This window comes from Chryseobacterium paridis, assembly GCF_016595215.1.
GTDB lineage: Bacteria > Bacteroidota > Bacteroidia > Flavobacteriales > Weeksellaceae > Chryseobacterium > Chryseobacterium paridis.
The window spans coordinates 1,646,007-1,667,784 of sequence record NZ_JAENHK010000010.1 but is presented as its reverse complement, the minus strand read 5'-3'; the positions used below and the strand labels follow the sequence as shown (position 1 = coordinate 1,667,784).

General features: G+C 34.3%; 20 protein-coding genes. 8 read left to right on the top strand and 12 right to left on the bottom strand.

The genetic code is table 11. From position 1 onward, the window contains the following. Positions 1 to 118: 118 nt before the first annotated feature. From JHL15_RS16975 to JHL15_RS16965, 3 genes are all read left to right on the top strand, one after another. The gene (locus JHL15_RS16975; protein WP_200247683.1) at positions 119 to 1,132 is read left to right on the top strand and encodes an NAD-dependent epimerase/dehydratase family protein; all 1,014 of its coding nucleotides are present in this window, start codon (positions 119 to 121) and stop codon (positions 1,130 to 1,132) included. After that, positions 1,132 to 2,895, top strand: a complete 1,764-nt coding sequence (locus JHL15_RS16970; protein ID WP_200247681.1) for an AMP-dependent synthetase/ligase — start codon at positions 1,132 to 1,134, stop codon at positions 2,893 to 2,895. Before JHL15_RS16975 ends, JHL15_RS16970 begins: the two co-directional genes overlap by 1 nt. 67 nt (positions 2,896 to 2,962) lie before the next feature. Further along, positions 2,963 to 4,021 carry a diphosphomevalonate/mevalonate 3,5-bisphosphate decarboxylase family protein gene (locus JHL15_RS16965; RefSeq protein WP_200247679.1) on the top strand — a complete coding sequence of 353 codons (1,059 nt, stop codon included), beginning with the start codon at positions 2,963 to 2,965 and terminating at the stop codon, positions 4,019 to 4,021. Between the two features lie 424 nt (positions 4,022 to 4,445). On the opposite strand, the gene JHL15_RS16960 is transcribed toward JHL15_RS16965, so the two are convergent. Beyond that, the gene (locus JHL15_RS16960) at positions 4,446 to 5,528 is read right to left on the bottom strand and encodes an endonuclease/exonuclease/phosphatase family protein (protein ID WP_200247677.1); all 1,083 of its coding nucleotides are present in this window, start codon (positions 5,526 to 5,528) and stop codon (positions 4,446 to 4,448) included. A gap of 479 nt (positions 5,529 to 6,007) precedes the next feature. On the opposite strand from JHL15_RS16960, the gene JHL15_RS16955 reads away from it, so the two are divergent. Together JHL15_RS16955 and gloA2 are read left to right on the top strand one after the other, a co-directional pair. Further along, positions 6,008 to 6,454: a nuclear transport factor 2 family protein gene (locus JHL15_RS16955; protein WP_200247675.1), complete on the top strand. Its 447-nt coding sequence runs from the start codon at positions 6,008 to 6,010 to the stop codon at positions 6,452 to 6,454. 7 nt (positions 6,455 to 6,461) lie between these two features. After that, positions 6,462 to 6,839 (top strand): SMU1112c/YaeR family gloxylase I-like metalloprotein, encoded by a 378-nt coding sequence (gene gloA2, locus JHL15_RS16950; protein WP_200249196.1) that lies wholly within the window; start codon positions 6,462 to 6,464, stop codon positions 6,837 to 6,839. Between the two features lie 7 nt (positions 6,840 to 6,846). Here the strand turns inward: gloA2 and JHL15_RS16945 are convergent, their stop codons facing one another. Both JHL15_RS16945 and JHL15_RS16940 read right to left on the bottom strand, forming a co-directional pair. Then, positions 6,847 to 7,230: a DUF1634 domain-containing protein gene (locus tag JHL15_RS16945; RefSeq protein WP_200247673.1), complete on the bottom strand. Its 384-nt coding sequence runs from the start codon at positions 7,228 to 7,230 to the stop codon at positions 6,847 to 6,849. Continuing rightward, on the bottom strand, positions 7,227 to 8,057 hold the full coding sequence (locus JHL15_RS16940) for a sulfite exporter TauE/SafE family protein (RefSeq protein ID WP_200247671.1): 831 nt from the start codon (positions 8,055 to 8,057) through the stop codon (positions 7,227 to 7,229). The genes JHL15_RS16945 and JHL15_RS16940 overlap by 4 nt, the downstream gene beginning before the upstream one ends. Positions 8,058 to 8,145: 88 nt before the next feature. Here JHL15_RS16940 and JHL15_RS16935 point away from each other — a divergent pair, with 88 nt between their 5' ends. Both JHL15_RS16935 and JHL15_RS16930 read left to right on the top strand, forming a co-directional pair. Further along, positions 8,146 to 8,694 carry a DUF1543 domain-containing protein gene (locus JHL15_RS16935; protein WP_200247669.1) on the top strand — a complete coding sequence of 183 codons (549 nt, stop codon included), beginning with the start codon at positions 8,146 to 8,148 and terminating at the stop codon, positions 8,692 to 8,694. A 229-nt stretch (positions 8,695 to 8,923) separates the two neighbouring features. Beyond that, positions 8,924 to 10,036 (top strand): 5-(carboxyamino)imidazole ribonucleotide synthase, encoded by a 1,113-nt coding sequence (locus JHL15_RS16930; RefSeq protein WP_200247667.1) that lies wholly within the window; start codon positions 8,924 to 8,926, stop codon positions 10,034 to 10,036. A 46-nt stretch (positions 10,037 to 10,082) separates the two neighbouring features. Here the strand turns inward: JHL15_RS16930 and JHL15_RS16925 are convergent, their stop codons facing one another. The 4 genes from JHL15_RS16925 to JHL15_RS16910 all read right to left on the bottom strand — a co-directional run bounded on the left by JHL15_RS16925 (position 10,083) and on the right by JHL15_RS16910 (position 14,600). After that, on the bottom strand, positions 10,083 to 10,715 hold the full coding sequence (locus JHL15_RS16925; protein ID WP_200247665.1) for an HdeD family acid-resistance protein: 633 nt from the start codon (positions 10,713 to 10,715) through the stop codon (positions 10,083 to 10,085). 164 nt (positions 10,716 to 10,879) lie between these two features. Beyond that, on the bottom strand, positions 10,880 to 13,003 hold the full coding sequence (locus JHL15_RS16920) for a cation:proton antiporter (RefSeq protein WP_200247663.1): 2,124 nt from the start codon (positions 13,001 to 13,003) through the stop codon (positions 10,880 to 10,882). Positions 13,004 to 13,010: 7 nt separating this feature from the next. After that, positions 13,011 to 13,577, bottom strand: a complete 567-nt coding sequence (locus JHL15_RS16915; RefSeq protein WP_200247661.1) for a hypothetical protein — start codon at positions 13,575 to 13,577, stop codon at positions 13,011 to 13,013. A gap of 117 nt (positions 13,578 to 13,694) precedes the next feature. Beyond that, positions 13,695 to 14,600, bottom strand: a complete 906-nt coding sequence (locus JHL15_RS16910) for a DMT family transporter (protein WP_200247660.1) — start codon at positions 14,598 to 14,600, stop codon at positions 13,695 to 13,697. A 198-nt stretch (positions 14,601 to 14,798) separates the two neighbouring features. On the opposite strand from JHL15_RS16910, the gene purE reads away from it, so the two are divergent. After that, positions 14,799 to 15,302 (top strand): 5-(carboxyamino)imidazole ribonucleotide mutase, encoded by a 504-nt coding sequence (purE, locus tag JHL15_RS16905; protein ID WP_200247658.1) that lies wholly within the window; start codon positions 14,799 to 14,801, stop codon positions 15,300 to 15,302. 50 nt (positions 15,303 to 15,352) lie between these two features. Here purE and JHL15_RS16900 read toward each other — a convergent pair whose 3' ends face one another. From JHL15_RS16900 to JHL15_RS16880, 5 genes are all read right to left on the bottom strand, one after another. Next, on the bottom strand, positions 15,353 to 16,681 hold the full coding sequence (locus tag JHL15_RS16900; protein ID WP_200247656.1) for a BspA family leucine-rich repeat surface protein: 1,329 nt from the start codon (positions 16,679 to 16,681) through the stop codon (positions 15,353 to 15,355). A 21-nt stretch (positions 16,682 to 16,702) separates the two neighbouring features. Continuing rightward, positions 16,703 to 18,457 (bottom strand): BspA family leucine-rich repeat surface protein, encoded by a 1,755-nt coding sequence (locus JHL15_RS16895; protein ID WP_200247654.1) that lies wholly within the window; start codon positions 18,455 to 18,457, stop codon positions 16,703 to 16,705. 8 nt (positions 18,458 to 18,465) lie between these two features. Continuing rightward, complete coding sequence (locus JHL15_RS16890; RefSeq protein WP_200247652.1) at positions 18,466 to 20,106, bottom strand: BspA family leucine-rich repeat surface protein; 1,641 nt, start codon at positions 20,104 to 20,106, stop codon at positions 18,466 to 18,468. Between the two features lie 148 nt (positions 20,107 to 20,254). Then, positions 20,255 to 20,647, bottom strand: a complete 393-nt coding sequence (gene yiaA, locus JHL15_RS16885) for an inner membrane protein YiaA (RefSeq protein ID WP_200247650.1) — start codon at positions 20,645 to 20,647, stop codon at positions 20,255 to 20,257. 263 nt (positions 20,648 to 20,910) lie between these two features. Further along, positions 20,911 to 21,705, bottom strand: a complete 795-nt coding sequence (locus tag JHL15_RS16880) for a hypothetical protein (protein ID WP_200247649.1) — start codon at positions 21,703 to 21,705, stop codon at positions 20,911 to 20,913. Positions 21,706 to 21,778: the final 73 nt, after the last annotated feature.

The window sequence follows — 21,778 nt, the reverse complement described above, 5'->3', positions numbered from 1 at the left end:
TGCTTTAAAAATCGCAAATTTGCAAAAGCTATTTTCTACATTTTAACAATAGAACAGAGAATTGCTGAATCAGAAATATTATCATAATTTAGTCAACAACCAAGTAGGAATATAATTGATGGTTTTTGTAACGGGAGCAACCGGAATTTTGGGTCGTGTGATCATTTTAGAACTTCTTAAAAAAGGTAAAAATGTACGTGGCGCCAAAAGACCAACAAGTAATTTAAACGAAGTACAGCATTCGTATCAGTTCTATACGGAAAATCCTGATGATTTTTTTAATAGGATTGAATGGGTAGATGTAGATTTTGACGATATCAATTCTTTGCAGGATGCTTTGAAAGGAGTCGAGGAAGTTTATCATTGTGCCGCAAAAGTAAGTTTTCATCCCCAGGATGAAAAAGAAATGTATCATACCAATATAAAAGGTACAGAAAACCTCTTGTTTGCTTGTGAAGGCTCTGGAGTTACTAAATTTCTACACGTAAGTTCCGTAGCTGTTTTAGATGGTTTCAATGAAAAAGGTGAGCTTGATGAAGGTTCTGATTTTAATCCAAAAATTGACCATCCCGCTTACGCAATATCTAAACATTTATCCGAGATGGAAGTCTGGAGGGCTTCAGCTGAAGGCTTGAATACTGTCATTATTAATCCGGCAATCATTATAGGAAGTGGAAACTGGAGCCAAAGCAGTGGCGAACTTTTTTCAACTTTTGAGAAAAATAACTTTACTTTTTCCGGAGGTTCATCCTATGTGGACGTTCGGGATGTTGCAAAAATTTCTCTGGAGCTTATGGAGAATAATATTTTCGGAGAACGTTTTATTTTGGTCTCTGAAAATAAAAGATATGCAGAAGCCGGCAATTACATACGAAAAAAACTAGGTTTAAAGGATGCCAGAATCTTGTCTCAGACCGTGCTTAATGCCGGAAGACTTGCCAATATACTCTTTGGATGGTTGATCCCTAAACTAAAAATGGTTACAAAATCCAATATTGAATCTATTACATCATTCAATACCATTTCCAATCAAAAAATTAAAGAAAAGTTGAACTATCAGTTTATTCCTGTACAGGAAAGTATTGATTTTCATATCAACAATTATATTAACGACAAAAAGCCGAATAAATAATGAATCTTGCAGAGGCTATAATCAGTAAAAATGTAGAAAAACACCCTTTAAAATCGGCAATTGGTTTTAAAAATAAAGAGGTTTGGAAAGAACTGAGCTGGAAGAAATTCAGTGAAATGATTTTTAAAACTGCGAATGCTCTTAAGAATGCAGGAATTCAGGAAGGTGATAGAGTCGCTATTTATTCTGATAATTCTGCAGAATGGATGATCTTCGATTTGGCTTCATTGTCCATTGGAGCGATTACGGTTCCAATTTATTCAACCAATAACGCAGAACAGGCAGAATATATCATTAAGGATTCTCAGGCTAGAGCTGTCTTAGTAGGAAATCAGGCTCAGTATGATGCTTGTTTTGAACTGTTACATAAAGAAGGAATTGATCTTCAAACGATTGTTGTTACTAAGAAGGCTGTTTGGATCAAAAAAGAAGAAGCCTTTTATTTAGAGGATTTTATAGCAAAAGCTTCTCCAAAACTGGAAATCTACAAGAAAGAGTTTGAAGATGTTGCTACATTAATTTATACTTCAGGAACAACCGGTACTCCTAAAGGAGTTATGCTTACGCATGGTAATTTTGTAAAAGCTTTTGATGCTCATTTTGAATTTTTTAAGTTTAAAAATTTCGAAGAAGAACTTTCATTGGCCTTTTTACCACTCAGTCACGTTTTTGAAAGAAGCTGGAGCTTACTTTCATTGTACGGAGGGGCAAGAGTTTATTTTTTAGAAGACCCTAAAAATATTGCTAAAGCTTTGGAGGAGGTCAAGCCAACAATGATGTGTGCAGTTCCAAGGTTTTTCCAGAAGATCTATGCCGGAGTCCATGATATGGCTGAAGCGAGCTCATCATTAAAGAAAAAGATCTTCAATTGGGCTTTAGAAGTAGGACGAGAAACTGCTGAATTAAGAAGAAATGATCGTCAGGCTCCATTTGGATTAAAAATAAAAGAATCTATTGCAAATATGCTGGTCTTTAGTAAGATCAAAGAAAAAATGGGTGGTAGATTGTGGTTTTTACCTTGTGGAGGAGCTTCTCTGTCCCCGGAAGTAACGAAGTTCTTTGAATCCGTAGGAATCCATGTAACAGTGGGGTATGGTCTTACAGAAACGACAGCTACTTTAACGCTGTTTCCTTTAACTCATTTCGAACATGCAACCAGTGGAAAGCCTTTACCGGGAGTAGAAATCCGAATTGGTGAGAATGATGAAATTCAAGCCCGGGGAAATGGTATTATGAAAGGTTATTATAATAAACCTGAAGAAACAAAAGCTGTATTCACTGAAGATGGCTGGTTTAAGACGGGGGATGCTGGGAAATTTGATGAGAGTGGTAATCTGATTATTACAGATAGAATCAAAGACCTGATGAAAACTTCTAATGGAAAATATATTGCTCCACAGCAGATTGAGAATCTGTTAACCAACAATAATTATATTCAGCAGATCGTATTGATTGCAGAAGGAAGACAATTTGTTTCAGCCTTAATTGTCCCGAACTTTGAGTTTCTGGAAGATTATATCAAGAAGAATAATATTGCTTTTACAAGTTGGAGCGAAATTGTAAAGAAAGAGGAAATTATCAATTTATATAAAAATAAGATCAAAGAACTACAGGAACATCTGGCTGACTTTGAAAAAGTGAAAAAGTTTACACTCATGCCTGCTGAATTTGATATCAACACCGGAGAAATCACTCCTACATTGAAAATCAAAAGAAATGTAGTGTTAAAAAGATACGAGGATCTTATTGAAAAGATGTACTAGCAGCCATCATTCCACTCTGTTTCGTTCGGAGATAGAGTCGATGATATAGGCCCATTTAATTTAAATTATGACAACACAAGAATTTTTAGGAAAGGAAAATTATACAATAACTTCACAGACAGTTTCGGAAAGCTGTCCATCCAATATTGCTTTGATTAAATATTGGGGGAAATATGCTGATCAGATTCCTGCCAACCCAAGTATTAGTTATACACTCAACCATTGTAAAACAAATACAACAATGGAGTTTCTGGCTGATGAGCCTTTTTCAGTACAAACTTATTTGGCCGGAAATGAGGAAGTGAAATTTGCTGAAAAGATAGAAAAGTACTTTAAGAATATAGAAAAATATTTACCCTGGATCTTAAAAGGAAAATATATTATTACAACAGAGAATACCTTCCCTCATAGTTCAGGGATTGCAAGTTCAGCTTCAGGTTTTGGAGCTATTGCAAAATGCTTAATGAACTTAGATGGGATATTTTCTGGAAAGGTATCCGAACAAGAGTCTTTGCAAAAAGCTTCTTTTTTAGCAAGACTTGGCAGCGGTAGTGCATGCCGAAGCCTATATAATGGATTGGTTGTTTGGGGGGCGTCTGATGAGGTATCAGGAAGTTCTGATCTATTTGCTGTGCCATATCCTAATGAGGAAGTTCATGATATTTTCAAGGATTTTAATGATTGGGTATTATTGATTCACGAAGGGCAGAAAAGTGTTTCTTCTACAGTAGGACACGGTTTGATGAAAACAAATCCTTACGCAGAAAGAAGATTTCAGGAAGCTAAAGAGAATTTTGTTCCGATGAAGGAAATCCTTAAAAATGGTGATCTTGATAGCTTTATTAAATTGGTGGAACACGAAGCGCTGACCCTCCATGCGATGATGATGATGAGTGATCCTGCATTTATTTTAATGAAGGTAGGCACCCTGGAAGTAATTAATAAGATTTGGGATTTTAGGAGGGAAACACAATTGCCTTTATTCTTTACATTGGATGCCGGGGCAAATGTTCACCTTCTTTTTCCTAATAATGGCTCTGAAGAAAAAATCAAAAATTTTATTGAATCTGAATTATTACAACATACCCAGAAGAATGGAGTTGTGAAGGATATCATGAAATTTTAAAATGCATACACAATTTGAAACGGGCTTTAACCCGTTTTTTTATATGATAAGTTCCGAACTTAATCACTAAAATTTTATCAGGTTTTGTCATCCCATTTTTTATAACTTTTTTTTAGTCATTTACAAAATTCTTATAGTATAGAATAACAGTTTGAAATATATAAATGCAATTTTGTCATTTCGTAGGAATCTAAATGAAGCAAGACCAAGTTTAGAAAATGAGCGCCTTTACATGTGATTGACAGGGAAAAAGAAATTAAAAATTTAATGAGAAATAAAAAACTCGAATTGATCAGATCGACCAACCCTAATCTAGATTTTTTAAACTATTTATTTGAAATAAGTCAATGATTTTTTGATTGGATAGATTCCTACGGAATGACAATGACTGATAATGGACTAAGCATATTTGCCTGGAAACACTTCAACCTTCAGTAACTATAGCATCACGTTCACCATCTTCCATTTTTCCTTCCTGTATCATTTTTTCAGCTTCAGCTTTTTCTTCGGAATTAGCGACTTCAATTCTTTCTTCCTGCTCCTCATTATGATGATCAATAAAAAACTCACAATATACCGGAAGGTGATCAGAGCCGAAGTTCTCTAAGGTTGTAAGCTTCTTGATAAAGATATCTTCACTGTGGAACATCAGGTCAATAGGGAACCTTAATAATTGATATTTTGCATGAAAAGTAGATACAAAAGCACGTCCTATTCTTGGATCAATGAGGAGGCTGGTCTTTCTAAATAATATGGAAGATTTTGACCATGCTACATTATTAAAATCACCCACTACCATTACAGGTTTATGAATATCTTTTACTCGCTTTGCAATGCTTAGCAAATCACCATCTCTTTCCTTTGAAGTTTGCTCTTCTGTGGGACTCGGTGGTGGTGGATGAACTCCAAAAAATACGAAAGAAAAACCATCTTCAGTCTCTAAGTGAATTTCTATACTTGGAATATCATCGGCGACGAAATAGTGTGTTATCGCATTTTTAATCTGGATTTTAGAATAAAAGTGCATTCCATACGTATTTTCCAAAGTTATCTTATGACTGTAAGGGTAGTCATTTTCAAGAACTCTTAATGCTTTTTCCCAATCACTATTACTTTCCATTGTAAGAAACATTTCAGGTTTGCATTTTTCAATGAGTCTGATAAACCTGTTGTACTCGGTATTGAATTGGTAAACATTAGCAGAGACAAAATGTAATTTTTGGGATGACTGATTACGTTGATGATGCTTTTTTACACGATACAGTGGAGTGTATTTTACAAGAATTGCCCCATGATGGACAAATAAAATCAATAAAATACCTTGATAGTACCAAAAACCTTCGGAAGGTTGTGTGAAAAAACCTAGAAAAAAGGTAATAACAATGAAGTAGGTAATTTGGATTTTTCCAAATTCCGGAACACGGAATATCCAATGCTGATTTTGAATTTTAGGTAATAGTGTTAACAGGATCAGTAAACCCATTAAAATCAGATAAGCACTCCACATATTTCTTAAAATAGAGGGTTAAAAGTAATTTATTTTTATAACAATTCAAATTAAATCATCTTTTTTATGATCACTGAATTGCTATAATTCATACAGAAAAATAGAGTTGTAAGAGATATTCTGAGATTTTATCAAGTTTTGCCATTCCATTTTTTATAATCGTTTTTTAGTTAAGTATATAATAACAGACTGGAATATATGAACGCAATTTTGTCATTCCGTAGGAATCTAAATGAAGCATAACTAAATTTAGAAAATGAGAGCTTTTATTTTGATTAGATTCTTTCAGAATGACAATCACTGTGGATTATAATTCTTCAAGTAACTATACTTTGCTATATAAATATCAATAGGAATGAGATCGAGCCCGTTTCCCACATATTTTTAAGATCATTTCCAAAATAACATTTTTGCTTTGGTTTAACATAGTTTAAAGGGGAATTTCTTATTTTTATATGATCATATTTCGAAAATATATTATGAAAAAACTTGCTATAATTGCTTTGCTTTTTGGCTCTTTCTGCTTTGGACAGGAATCTAAAAATCAGGATATTGAAAAGCCAATTCGCGATTTGTTTTTGGCAATGAAAAATTCAGATGCTGAATTACTAAAATCTTCTTTTGCTGAAACAGCTATTCTTCAAACTATTAAAAAAGATGGGTTAGTGAAAACGGAAAGTATTTCTGATTTTGCAGCTTCAATTTCAAAGGCTTCAAAAGGCGATCTTGATGAGAGAATAAGCATAGAATCTATTCATGTTGACGGAGATTTAGCGAGTGTTTTTACTCCTTATCAATTTTATTATAAAGGTAATTTCTCCCACTGTGGAGCAAATAGTTTTCAATTGGTGAAGCAAAACGGGAGCTGGAAAATTCAATACATTATAGATACAAGAAGAAAGGAAAACTGTGCAAATGTCAAATAATTTAAAAATGAAAATCCATCATATAGCCATTATTGGTTCCAACTACGAAGTTTCAAAAAAATTCTATACAGAAACCTTAGGGCTGAATATTATTCGTGAAGTATACCGTGAAGAAAGACAATCATATAAATTAGATCTGGCAATTGGAGATCATTATGTAATAGAGCTGTTTTCATTTCCTGATCCTCCTAAAAGACCCTCTAGACCTGAATCATGCGGATTGAGGCATCTTGCATTCTCTGTTGAAAATGTTAGTGAAAAGCGTCAGGAACTCATTGAAAAAGGTTTGGATTGTGAAGAAATCCGTATCGATGAATTTACGGGTAAAGAATTTTTCTTTACACAAGATCCTGATCAACTTCCTTTAGAGTTTTATGAAATGTAAAATTGATTTAGTGAGCGTACCCTGTAAAAAAGCTGATGGCCATAATTGCTAAAACGATAGAAGAGATTACGACATACACGTAATCTTTTTCTTTAAGATACCCTATCAATGCAAAAACAATTCTCATTAAAGGAGTAAAGATCAGGACAAGAATTCCGAGTTGGATAATTGCCATTCCCTCTCCCTTGCATAAAGAGTCCCAAAATTGTCCCCATACTTTTTCTGAAGAACTACCTACCTCCAATGAAGTGTAATTTTTAGGCATTTTAAAGCCTTCTAAAAATAACTTTATGAAACCTGCAATTGATATGACTACGGACAGAATAACCCCCATTCTCAAAAGGTTTCCTACTGAACGATTTAAATCAACGTCTGTGAAATTCTTTTTCATCGGAAACTTTGATTTATACCGTTATACATCATATATACTGAAAGGATTGTGATTACAATCGCAAAAAATACTTTTAATTTTTTTGTTTTAGAAACCATTAATGTTTTGGATCCTATAAAGCTTCCAACTACAACCCCTACCAATACAGGAGCTACAATAACCGGAATGATTTCACCTCTTTGAAAATAGATTAATGAACTGGCTACAGCAGTTACTCCAATCATAAAGTTACTGGTAGTAGTAGAAACTTTGAAAGGGAGTTTCATCATATTATCCATTGCTAAAACCTTTAAAGCTCCTGAACCAATTCCCAGAAGCCCGGACATAGCACCGGCGAACATCATCATAAAAAATCCAGGAATCGTATTTCTCGCTGAATAATTTTTGATTACTCCTTTATCAGGAAAAGTTCCATATAATTTTAATTTATCTTCGAGACTTCCTTTAATTAAAGGTTCCTGGTGATCAGGTTTTCCTTTAAGGTTTAAAATAACAGTAAGAAGTAGAATACTGGCGAAAATAATTCCAATGGTATTGGGATTAAGAATTCCGGAAACCAAAGCACCTGCAATGGCTCCTGCTGTAGTCGCAATTTCTAGAAACATTCCTATTCTCATATTGGTAAAGCCTTCTTTAACAAATGCTACAGCGGCACCTGAAGAAGTACCTACTACGGAAATTAAAGAAGCTCCAATTGCGTAATGCATAGGGACGCCAAACCCAAGCGTCAATAAAGGGATAATGATAACTCCTCCTCCTAACCCGGTAAGCGAACCGAGTAGTCCGGCCGAGATTGCTCCAAGAAAGAGTATAATGATTTCTGACATGGATACAAATATAAAACTATTGCAGTTTTCTGCCAAACTTTTCAAAAAGATAAATTTGCCGTATTTTTGTGTGAATAAAAAAATGAAAATGAAATTATTTTATATTATTCTCGGTGCAACTCCTCCAGGGAGAAATATTGAACAACATGATGTATTCTTTGGTATTGCAGAAAACCTGAGCGATCTTGTTCCGGACATGAAAGATTTCTGGAAAGAAGCGGATGGTAAAATTCATTTAGATTGTCATCAGGAGGTAAGGTTTGCGGATGGTTATGAAGTGAAAATTGTAGAAAAAACAGATAAGTTTTCTGAAAACCAATTGTATTTTATTAATCTTGGTGGTTATAAAAGAGGATATTTTGAAGAATTTCACGAGCAACATCTTATGGTTGGGCAATCAATGGGGGAGATTATAAAAAGAGTGAAGGAAACGGAATTCTATCAGACGATGGGATTTGAAGGAGCGGTAAGCCATGTGGATGATAAACATGGGGTGGATATTGATGATATTTTCAATGTTAATGATATTCTTCCTCAAAAAATGAAGGAGAAATATTCTATTATTTTGGAGAAATCAAATGTAGAAAATCAAGAGAACCCTATTGGACTTGGGTATCTTAAAATAGATAAAGTATAAACTTACGATAATCAGAACGCCGGCTTTTAAGCCGGCGTTCTGATTATAGAGTTATTAAAAAAGAGAGAATACCTGAAGCACCTGAAAGTTTGGGCAATAGGGTATAAAATTTTTATCTTTGCACGATCTTAGATAATTGGTTAAGTATGATGCTTCTATATTAAAAATGAAAAGATAATTACTGATTAATTTAAGTGATGCTAATTGAATATATCTAATAAAAAATAGAATGAAAATAGGAATTTTAGGAGGTGGGCAGCTGGGAAGAATGTTGATACAGAGTGCATTGAAATATGATGATGAGTTTTATACTCTTGATCCTGCTTCTGATGCTCCTTGTAACAGTATCTCTAATTTTACACAAGGAAACTTCAATGATTATGAAACGGTTCTGAACTTTGGAAAAGATAAGGATGTTGTAACCATTGAAATTGAGCACGTCAATGCTGATGCATTGGCAGAACTTGAAAACCAGGGAGTAAAAGTGGTTCCTAATTCTAAGATCATTAAAACCATTCAACAAAAAATCCTTCAAAAGGAATTTTATAAAGCTCACGATATACCAAGCCCTGAATTTCAGGTAGTCTGGAACAGTGATGAAAAAATAGTGATGCCTTTGCCTTTCGTTCAAAAAATGAATACCGGAGGATATGATGGAAAAGGAGTTCAGGTGGTTAAAACAGAAGCTGATTATCAAAATTTATGGAAGGAAGCTTCTGTCATAGAAAATCTGGTGGATATTGAAAAAGAGCTATCTGTAATTGTTGCCAGAAATGAAGATGGAGAAACTAAAAAATTTCCGGTTACAGAAATGGTAGCTGATCCGAAATTGAATTTACTGGATTTCAATATTTGCCCTGTTTTCCTAAATGAAGAAACGCAGAAGCAAATTGATATAATCACTGAAAAGTTTTTAAATGCAATTAATTCTCCCGGACTTTTTGCTATAGAACTGTTTTTAGATAAAGAAGGAAAAGTATGGGTAAACGAAACAGCACCCAGATTACATAACTCGGGACATCAGAGTCAGGAAGGAAATGCCAATTCACAATTTGAACAAATGTATCGGGTGGTTAAAAACCTACCATTAGCTGATACTGATGTTTTAGGATACAGTGGTATGCTTAATCTGGTAGGAGCAGAAGGCTTTGCCGGGAAAGTAATATATGAGGGTATGGAAGAAGTATTGAAACTTCCCAAGACTTACGTTCATCTCTATGGAAAAACAGAAACTAAACCAGGGAGAAAGATGGGGCACATCAATGTTCTTGCAGATTCCAGAGAAGAATTGATGGAAAAACTGATCAAAGTAAAAGAAATGGTTAGAGTAATAGCTCAATAGATAAAGAAAAAGACTGCCGAAAAGCAGTCTTTTTTTATGGTAATTTTTATTTCATCCTGTCGTTAAGCTCATTATGAAGATTTTCTATTTTATCTTTTAGTTCACTGTCCAGCTTAGCAGGATAGTCTTTTATTTTTTTAAGATTGAATGCCAGAATTACAGATGCAACTCCTACAAAAATAAAGGATAAACCTGTAAGAACAACAAGTGACATTCCTGAAAATATAGGATTGGCTAATAACATAAATGATAATATAATACCCAGGACACTGAATATGGCAAGATTACCCCAGTTGAGTATATGAGCATCCTTTAGATCAAAGGAAATACCCAATAATTGAAATGATCGGAACATTACAGTAAATCCTACAATAAAGGGAAGAATAGCCATTGAAATCTGAGGATAGGACACCAGGTAAATTCCCATCACTAAAGAGAGTAATCCCGTTACAAGATATAAGCCCCATCCATTTAATACTTTAGCATTATTGATAGAGAAAAATATATCAAAAATTCCCGAGACAATAAAGGATACGCTAAAGAGAAGAGATAGCGTTAAATAGGTTTCGAGAGGGGATGAAAATACATATATTCCACAACCTACAAAGAGGATTCCTAATATGAGCGGAATATACCAGTGTTTCACAGAATTTCTGAATGATTTTAATAGATTTGGCATAATTAAAAGTATTTTGTTGCCTACTTTGAAATACATTGTTCGGCGAGTCCGTTTATTAATGGGAACAATTATAAATTTCGAATTTTCTTATGACCTAATTTACTGAAAATAAAAGAATAAGGAAATTCAAGATTAATTGAAACTATTCTATTAATACGCGGTTGCTACTTGAAAATTTTCTGAATTACATTGCCGATTTCTATAAAATCCCTATGGTTTCCAACTGATCGTTTTTCAGGATTATTTTTATCATATTCAGAGAAAGGAAAGATTAAGAGGTAATTGTTTTCCTTTAAATTTTTGTTTAGAAGTTCCGGCATTAGTCGCATTTGAGGGATGTAAGATACCATTCCTCTTTTCGCCATAAATACAATGAGAGCTTCATCTTGTTTTAGCTGAGCTGCCGTTTTCTCTCCATCATGCCAGGTATTCATAATAATAAATTCGGCTTCTATATTGGCTTTCTTAATGATCCTTTGTAGAATATCTACTATACTTTCCGGAGCATAAAACGCGAGGGTTGCACCTGAATTCCTTGCAATGTTCCACACCCGTAAAAGTGCATGGAAAAACCCAGCTTCTTTATCAGAATTTTCAGGAATCATCACCGCATATTTCTTGATGGTAGAAATAGGCTGTGCCGCATGATATACCAATACATTTACATCATCATTCTGCAAATAGCCATTGTAAAGGTTATAAACAAACGATGGTGAGAATCCTTTTTCATCTTCAAGCCCAATGATAAGATCTGTTACTTCCTGTTCTTTAATTACATTATTTACTCCATTTACCACATCATTATCATACCTTTTCAATGCCTGTAATTTGACATCTGCAGCAGCAGCAGTATCGACGGCCTGATGAAGCAATTTCTCTGCATTTTTTACAGACGATTCATTTTTATCTTCATTAATAACATTAAGTGCGAAGAAATCTTCAGTATTGGAATGTGCTTTTATCAAAATACCCAGATTTACCATTCGTTCCACAGTTTCCATATGGTTAACAGCTAAAAGCAAACTTTCCTCTTCATGGCTGTCTCCCGATACGGTATCTTCATTATCAATATCTGCAATTTTCTGTGCACTGGACATTGAAACGAATGATGAAATGGTACAGGAAATCAGGATTAATAAGATACTCCCGTTTAATACATGTTCATTCAATAATCTAATGGGCTCTCCGGTTTCAGTTTCAGAAATAATAATATTATATCCTACCATTACCGTGGCTAACGTTGCAGCCGCAGAAGCTGAACTTAATCCGAAAATAAGCCTTCCTTCTTCTTTTGTGAATTTAAATGTTTTTTGAGTAATAACAGCTGAAATATATTTCCCACCGATAGAAGCTACCAGCATAATACCCGCCACTTTTAGCGTTTCAAAACTTTTAAAAAATACGGTGAAATCAATAAGCATTCCCACACTGATCAAAAAGAAAGGAATGAATATCGCATTTCCTACAAATTCAACCCGGTTCATGAGGGAAGAGGCATGAGGGATCAGTCTGTTCAATGCGAGTCCTGCAAAGAATGCTCCAATAATAGCTTCAATTCCTGCCAGTTCTGCCAATAAAGCAGCCAGATAAATCATGACTAAAACAAAGATGTATTGCGAAATTTTATCATTTACTTTCTTGAAAAACCAGCGTCCGATTATCGGAAACAGAAGCAACACAATTAAACTGAAAATAATAACTGAAGCTGAAAGCTTAATCCAGAATGAAGTTCCTACATCTCCCTGTACCATACCAACAACTACGGCCAGAACCAATAGTGTTGCAATATCGGTAATCATCGTTCCTCCTACAGTTATATTGACTGCCCGATTTTTAGCGATCCCAAGTTTGCTTATTAAAGGATAGGTGATGAGTGTCTGTGAAGAAAATAAACTTGCAAATAAGACTGAAGTTAATGTTGAAAATCCTAATAAATAGTATGCTCCTAAATATCCTAATATAAAAGGAAAAATAAAAGCATAACCTCCATATCCAAGACTTTTCCATTTGTTTTTCTTAAAATCCCCCATGTCAATTTCCAGACCTGCAAGGAACATTATATATAAAAGTCCTGTAGTTCCGGTAACAACAATGCTGCTGTCTCTGGACAAAACATTAAACCCATTTGGGCCAATGACAGCTCCTGCAATAATAAGTCCTAAAAGATGAGGTACTTTAATTTTATTGAGAAGAAGGGGAGCTGCCAGAATAATAATCAGGACTAATAAAAATTTTAATACAGGATCTTCTATCGGGAAACTCAGATTGTGTATACTCAGTAAACTCATAAGTGTTTTATTTTGGCGAACGGGTTAATTCGACAGAAAATTTTGCCGTACAATTATTATCTGTTGTGACTGTTCTGGTGCCTCTGATCTTTGTATCAGAGATGTCGTTAAGTAAAATATTCATATCTACCTTCTTTTTAGCGGTAGAATCTGTTTTGAAATTCAGTTTAATCTCGTTGTTTTCAAATTTTCCGGAATATATTCTTATGAGATTGTTGTTGTTAATGATCTTACTTACCAATTGTGTTGAATCACTATCAAATTCCCAGGTATCTGTACGTTGGTCTCCCACAACATAATCACTGCAATTGGATTCTGTACAAATGACTTTTCCATTCCATGATCCGGAAATTTCATTTGGCCATGCTATAATTTGAACAGAATCTTTTTTTGTAAAGATACTGTCCCTCATTTTTATTAAAGCTTGGTAGTCAGATTCTTTATGGGCAAATAGTTTTTCTTTTTCAAGAAGTTGCTGTTCTCTTTCAAGCAGGTCTTTCTCCTTTGTATGATTATTACAGGCTATAAAAAGAGGCGGAATGATCAATAGAATAAGTAGAGTGTTTTTTAGCATAAGATGGGAATTGATGTAAACAATATAGACATAAAATGCAAAAACAAAGCCACTACATGGATAAAGTAGGGGATACAATCCTTATTTAAAGAATAAAATTAGTATTTCCCCTATGGATTATTCAATTTTTTGTTTTTTAAACATTGCAGGATTGTAATTGATAATAAAGACTCCAAGAATGATCAATACAGAGGCAATAATGAATTTAACTGAAATGCTTTCATCAAGAATCAGCCAACTTAAGAAGATAGATATGATGGTGTTGATATATGCAAGAATAGAAACCTGAACAGGTGAAACTTTTGTCAACGCGTAATGATAAGCGAAAAAAGCTGCAACAGAACCAAAAACAGCAAGATAAAACATTGCTGAAATACTTTTTAGACTCCAGTTCGCAAAATTATAATCATCAGAAAACAGAAAAGCGAAAATAATCTGAATGATTCCGGCAAAAGCAAATTGATAGAAGAGATTTAATGAAATGTTTCCCTTTTGGATATTTAATTTTTTAGTGAAAATGGTACCTGATGCCCAACCGGCAATTGCAATAACCAGAAATATGATTCCCATTGCGTAGTCAGGATTGGCTAAATCTTTTATCCCATCCCAGAAAATAAAAAGAACGCCACCAAAGGACATTAAAATACCTATAACCGCTCTCATACTAAATTTCTGCAATCCAATGGCTACACTTCCAAGAAAGACCAAAATAGGCGAGCAGGCGCTTATAAGTGATGCCAAACTGCTTGTAACGGTTTCTTCAGCAACGGTTGTCATACCATTTGCGATGATCAGCATGAGTGAGGAAAAAACAATCTGATATTTTAGATTTTTCCATCCGATCCATTTTAATTCCTTTCGGTAGGAGAGGATAAAAAGCATAATTAAGGCAGCAAGAGACTGTCTTATTCCTGCTACAAACCATGCAGGGATAGTTTGTACTGCAACACGAATTGATAAAAATGTAGTTCCCCAAACAATTGCAACTGTAAGAACCGCGAAGGTGAGTTTATAATCTTTCAAAATACGAATGAAATGCTATACAAATATATCTTATTTAAACCTATTTATAATAGGTCATTTCTGTTATATATTATCACACGGGTAGTAGATAATAAAATTCAATAAATGGAGATGGCCATAAAGTTATCTTGTTTTAAAATAAGGTAATTTTAAAAAACAGATTTTAATTTTTATCTTTGAAAATCTAATAAATTGAAGATGGTAGGAATTATCATGGGAAGTCAAAGCGACTTGCCAATTATGGAACAAGCTGCAAATTTTTTGAAAATGCTGGAAATCCCTTACGAGCTAACTGTAGTTTCTGCTCACAGAACACCAGAGAGGATGTTTGATTACGCTAAAACAGCAAAAGAAAGAGGATTACAAGTGATCGTAGCTGGAGCTGGAGGAGCTGCTCACCTTCCAGGAATGGTAGCAAGCTGTACGACTCTTCCTGTAATTGGGGTTCCTATTTTGTCCAGTAATTCTATAGACGGGTGGGATTCTGTATTATCAATTCTTCAGATGCCCGGAGGAATTCCTGTTGCTACGATGGCATTAAACGGTGCTTTAAATGCTGGAATTTTAGCTGCAAAAATTATTGGAAGCGGCAACTCCGAAGTAGCTGAGGAATTACAAAAATATCAGGATTCTTTAAAAGACAAAGTGCTAGGAACTGTTGATGATATTAAAGCTCAGCATCCTAATCAGTATGATCAATAAAATGTAAATCATAAAGAAAAAATCCTCACTTTAGAAAGTGAGGATTTTTTTTATTTTTTAATGAACTTTAATGTTTCTGTTTTATTTTTTGATATGATCTGAAGGATATAATTTCCTTTCGTTAATGAGCTTATATTGATTTTATCATCATGTAATGAGCTCTGAAGAACAATTCTTCCACTCATATCAAATATCTTGTAGTTATCGAATCCTTTAGCATTTTTGATATAAATAAAATCGGTTGCCGGGTTTGGATAGATACTGATTTCATTATGAACCAACACATCTGATGTCGAAAGGAAAGATTGGCATTCACCATTGTAAGCATCTCCGGTGATAGTCCATGTCTTATTTGTGATGAGATTATTTCTTGCATTTACTGCCAAGGGATTTGAGTAAATCAAAGGAGAAGCGCTTCCCATGTTAATACCGTTGGGAGTAACTGTATTCATGTTCCAACCAAAAATTATATGATCATAGTTCTGACAATTTAAGCCTGAGTCTAAAAACATATCTTTTGCATTGGTAAGGGCACTTAAGTTCCAATTACCAATATTTTGATTAAAACTGGTTGCAGAATGAAACATTTCCTCCATATCAATAACGTTTGATGTATCCCAGCTGCTAATGTCTTGGTTGAATGCAACTGCACCGTGAAACATATGATCCATTTTAGTCACATTTGAAGTATTCCAATTTTCCAGGGACTGATTAAACTTTCTTGAATTATCAAAAACCCCATACATATCAGTCACATTTGAAACATTCCAGTTTCCAATGGGTTGGTTGAAATTTTCAGCATCTGCAAACATATTATACATTGTAGTAACCGATGAAGTGTTCCACGTGCTAAAGCTTGGATTTCCAACCATCGACCCACATATATAAAACATCTGTCTTAAACTTGTTACAGAATTGAGATTAGGAATATCTGTTGCTGTAACATTCAGATTTGTACAAAGTACAAAAGCATCTTCAAAGGATTGCCATTGAATGTTTCCCCATTGCGAAACATCCAATAGTTTTATATAATCAGTATTATTGTAAATAGGTATTAATGTATTGTCAAAAAATCTTATTTGTGTAAACGCACCATTTCCGTTAGATATTTTAACCCGGTATGTTGCATTTGTCGGAACAGGATTTAAAGAGGTGCCAAAATTAATAATGAATTCGGTTACAGAGGTGACATTATTTATAATGCCATTGTGTTGGGTATATCCAATCTCTTCCCAGTAGACATTAAAATTGGTTCCTCTTCCCGGAAATTTAATTTGCTGTGACGATCCGGGCTTCCATATGGTTATGAATTCGTTTTGAGCATTAGAGAGCTGATATAAGGATAAGAAAAAAATGAAAAATAAAAGTTTCTTTAACATGTAATTAGATTTTGAATGATTTTAGTTTTTGATCAACTTTAAAGATTGTATTTTATCCTTTGATATGATCTTTAGGATATAATTTCCTTTTGTTAATGAACTTATATTGATTTTCTCATCATTTAATGAGTTTTGAAGTACAATTCTCCCACTTACATCAAATATCTTATAACTACCGAATCCTTTCGCATTTTTGATATAGATAAAATCGGTTGCCGGGTTTGGATAGATACTGATTTCATTATGAGTCAATACATCTGATGTCGAAAGGAAAGATTGGCATTCACCATTGTAAGCATCTCCGGTAATAGTCCATGTCTTATTTGTAATGAGGTTATTTCTTGCATTTACTGCCAAAGCGTTAGAATATATCAGTGGAGCTGCGCTTCCTAGGTTAATATTGTTTGGAGTTGTTGGTTTTAGATTCCAGCCATATAGAGTATTGTCATAATTTTGACAATTCAGCCCTGAATTCAATAGCATGTTTGATGCGGAAACCAATGAACTCAGGTTCCATTGCCCTAAACTCTGATTAAATTGAGTTGCTCCATTAAACATACTGGTCATATTGGTTACAAGGCTTACATTCCAATTTCCGATATTTTGATTAAAATCTTTCGCATCTTTAAACATATTATGCATCCATATTACTTTACTTACATCCCAGTTTCCTATGTTCTGATTAAATTGGGATGCTCCGTTAAACATTTCACTGGTATAGAGAACTTTGCTGAGATCCCAGTTCCCAATGTTATGATTAAAAGTGGATGCTCCTGCAAACATTCCCTCCATGTTGGTTGCACTTGAGGTATCCCAATTACTGATATCCTGATTGAATGCTTTAGCCTGATTAAACATGCGATCCATTTCAATTACGTTGGAGGTGTTCCAGTTTCCAATAGGTTGGTTAAATTTTTTAGCATTAGAAAACATAAATTCGCAATCTATGTTACTGGAAAGGTCCCAGTTTCCGATAGGTTGGTTAAATTCCTCTGCACCACTAAACATTGCCGTCATATGGGTAACTTTAGAAGTGTTCCAATTGGAAATAGGTTGATTAAATTTTTTAGCAACATTAAATGTTATACCCATCATGGTCACTTTAGAAGTATCCCAATTTCCAACAGGCTGGTTAAAAACAAAACAACCCGCAAAAGTTGCCAATAAGTTGGTTATATGAGAAGTGTCCCAGTCATTAAAAGTAGGATTTCCTATTAAGGTATAATTGTTTAAGAACATATTGGACATATCCGTAACGCCTGAAAGATCCGGGATGTCTGTAGCAGTCACATCAAAATCTCTGCAAGCCTGAAACGCCTGTCCCATGGAAGACCAATGGATGTTTCCCCACTGTTCCAATTTTACTATTTTATGTACATCTCCTACAAGACCATCTCCATTGATAAATAAATCCCAGTTGGAAAATCTTATTCTATGAAAGTTTCCGTTGCCATTACTGATCTTGACGCGGTACGTTGCATCTGAAGGGTTGGGATTCATAGGAGAACCAAAATCAATAAGAATCTGATATGTTGAATTGAGGTTGGTTAGAGTAGCATGGTTCGACGGAAAACCAATTTCTTCCCAATACACCTGAAAATCCGTACCTACGGCTGGAAGCCAGATTTGCGTACTGGTTGAGGGAACGGAAATTCCACTGTATGGACCGGCATAACGAGGTAGGCTGGGTTTCCAAACAGTAATGAATTCATTTTGGGCATTTCCGAAATGAAAGAAGAAAAGAAAAAGAATGAAAGGTATTAGTTTTTTATACATAGTATTTATTATTTTTTAATGAATTTTAAGGATTGGATTTTATCTTTTGAAGTGATTTGTAAAATGTAATTTCCTTTCGTTAAGGAACTTATATCGACTTCTTCATTGTTTAATAGATTCTGAATCAGAATTCTTCCTGACATGTCTACTACTTTATAACTTCCAGGGGCTTTTATATTTTTAATATAAATAAAGTCTTTAGCGGGATTTGGGTAAATAGAAAGATTATTGAATTGATTTTCCGAAACTCCTAATAGCCTGCACTCTCCTCCGAGAGTGTCACCATTGAAAATCCATCCTTTACTGATGAGTATATTTCTTTCATTGACAACATCTGGAGAATATACCAATGGTGCAGTAGATACCAGATTGATATTGTTAGGAGTACTTGGATTATTGGCCCATCCGGAAATTGTTTTGCTGTAATTTTCACATTTTAAACCAGAGTTTTTGATCATTTGATCGCCAATAGTTAAAGAAGAGAGATTCCAGTTTTCCAGAGACTGATCGAAACTTATGGCATCGAGAAAAGTGAAAAGCATTGTTCCTACCAGACTGGTATTCCAATTACCCAAGGGTTGATTAAATGAAGAAGCGCCTGTAAATAACATTTCCATTGTCGTTCCTTTACTGGTGTCCCAGTTGTCAAGCGGTTGATTAAAAGCAATACAATTATGGAACATATGACTGAAATTGGTGACATTAGATGTATCCCAATTGCCGATAGGTTGGTTAAATTCAGGAATGAAATGAAATAAATAAGTCATATTAGTAACCTTTGAAGTATTCCAGTTATCAAGAGGTTGATTGAATGTATAGCAATTTTCAAATGTATGAGCCATTGTGGTGACCTTGGAAGTATTCCAGTTGTTTATATTTTGGTTAAATGATCTTCTGTGGAAAAACATATAGCTGATATCTTCGGCAGAGGACATATCCCATGATCCGATAGGCAAATTGAAATTATCAACGGCTGCAGAAGCAGAGTTAGAAACATGGCCAAACATGTATGTGAATTTTTTTATATGAGATGTATTCCATGCTGTCATAGATAGATTGCCATTAAATGCGGAATTTCCATAAAACATGAATGAAGCATCCTCTACATTGGATAGCTTGGGGCTGTCAGTAGCCGTAACCTGAAGATTCCTGCAATTACTAAAGGCATTATTCATCGATGTCCAATTAATATTTCCCCATTGAGAAATTTCTGTAATCTTATCGATGCTTCCTCTGCAATGCCAGAAGATGACCAAATATGGAGAGGGAACATTAAGAATTTCAGGATCACCGAATCGGATTTGCTTAAAAGTACCATTTCCATTGGTTACTTTTACTTTATAAGTCGCGTTAGCCTGATCAGGATTTAGTGAGGTTCCGAAATCTATAAAAACCTGACTGGTTGAGGTTACGTTAGGCATTGTTCCGTTATGCTGAGGATAACCAACTTCTTCCCAGTTGATCGTATAGTTTTCTCCAATTCCGGGGAACCATATCTGATTATTACCGGCTAGATTGGGAGCAATAAGATCGATCGGTGGAGTAATAGCCGGAACATTAGGTTTCCAGATGGTAATAAATTCGTCTTGAGCGAGTGCAGATTGAAAAAAGAAAATGGCTAGAATAAAAGATAAAAATTTTCTATGCATATCAATATTTTGTGAAATAAAGATAATGAAAATAAGAAACTCTCCAAATTTTTGAAGAGTTTATTGTTATAATTGATTTATTTTATTCTTTTTCTATATTTTAGAATAAATATTTGAATTTATCTTTAATTTGTGAAATATTTGCATATTACTCCTGAGACATATTATCTCTTGTGTTTTTCTGAACAGAAATAGCTCCAAAAAGCGCCAGTAAAAATGCAAAGGCATAAAATCCTTTTTCACTTGGGAGAATAGTAGCATTCCAGAGACCTATTGCAAGTAAAACAATAGAAGATAGAGTAGCAAACCAACAGATTCCATAATAAATATCGGTTACGGGAATGTTTTCCAATTTGTCACGAACAGCCTTCTGCAAAGAAACTACTGCAAATAATCCATATAAAAGGATCGTAAAATAATATCCTTTTTCATTGAGCTGCATCTCAGCTCTTGCAAGTCCAACAATAAAGCCGATCATTCCTGCTCCCAATGCGATCCAAGACGCTGCTACGAATGCATTTGATACTTTTTGTTTTTTCATTAATTATAATGTTTTGTTTAGGATGCCAAATATATACTTTTTTTATCTATAATTGGAGGTAAGGTATTGTGGATGCTGATCTTTAGCCCCGATAATAGCGGTTACCCCGCAGCAAGAGTAAGGGAGAAGGTTGGCGCGAGGAGTATTAGCGGATAGCGGGAAATAGCTCCTGAAAAATAAATACATCTCAATTGGGCTTGCCAGATATTTTCTAAAATAAAAAACTCTCTAAAAATTGGAGAGTTTCTATAAAGGTGTAAGTTTTACTGTGTAATATATTCATAGTTGTATCGCACAGAAGTTGTCCCATCAGCTTCCTTTCCAATAACCTGTACAGGTAAATGAGAGCTATTGTATTGTGTACTATAAGTAATCGTTTGATTTTGAATCCATGCACCATCACTATTTTTGTAGCTTACTTTTTCAATAGTATAATTGTTTTTACTTAAGTTATAGGCTCCTTCCATCATGATTTTTAAATACTTGTTAGTATTTGTGAAAGGGTTTAATTGATCATCATAAGAAAATTCTCTTTTAGTGGAAAAGGCAATTGTTCCTCCCATTACGTAAGTTTCCGTTAAAACATTGTCTCCATTATATGTGAATGAATTTGAACTAGGATTAGAACAGTCTTCTGACTGACAAAGAGTGGAAGATGTAAGTTGACCGTTTGCATTATAAGTATAAGTACTTTTTCTGTTGGAATTTGGATTTGTGTAAATGGCTTTGATATTGACCAATTTATCTGCATTATAGTAAAAAACAGTATAATATTCCAACGTCTGATGATTGTTGTAGTAATTTACTTTTGTTGGTTTTCCATTACTATATTCAAAAGTGGAAACTCTTCCGTCAGATAGCGTTTTTATAAGTTCTCCCTGAGTATTATATTCCAGTGTTGATACATTAGTTTCAGGATTAGCAGGATTATCATAATAAGTTGTAGTGATCTTACTTAATAATAATTTTTTTTCACTAATGTTATTATCATCATTACTACTACAGCTAGTGAAAATTGCAGCTGAGCCCATTAATCCTAGAAATAAATACTTTTTCATTCTCTTTTTTTTGCTGGCAAAAGTATAGAATACTTATCAGGTTTAAAAATATTATCAATAAAAAATCCCACTA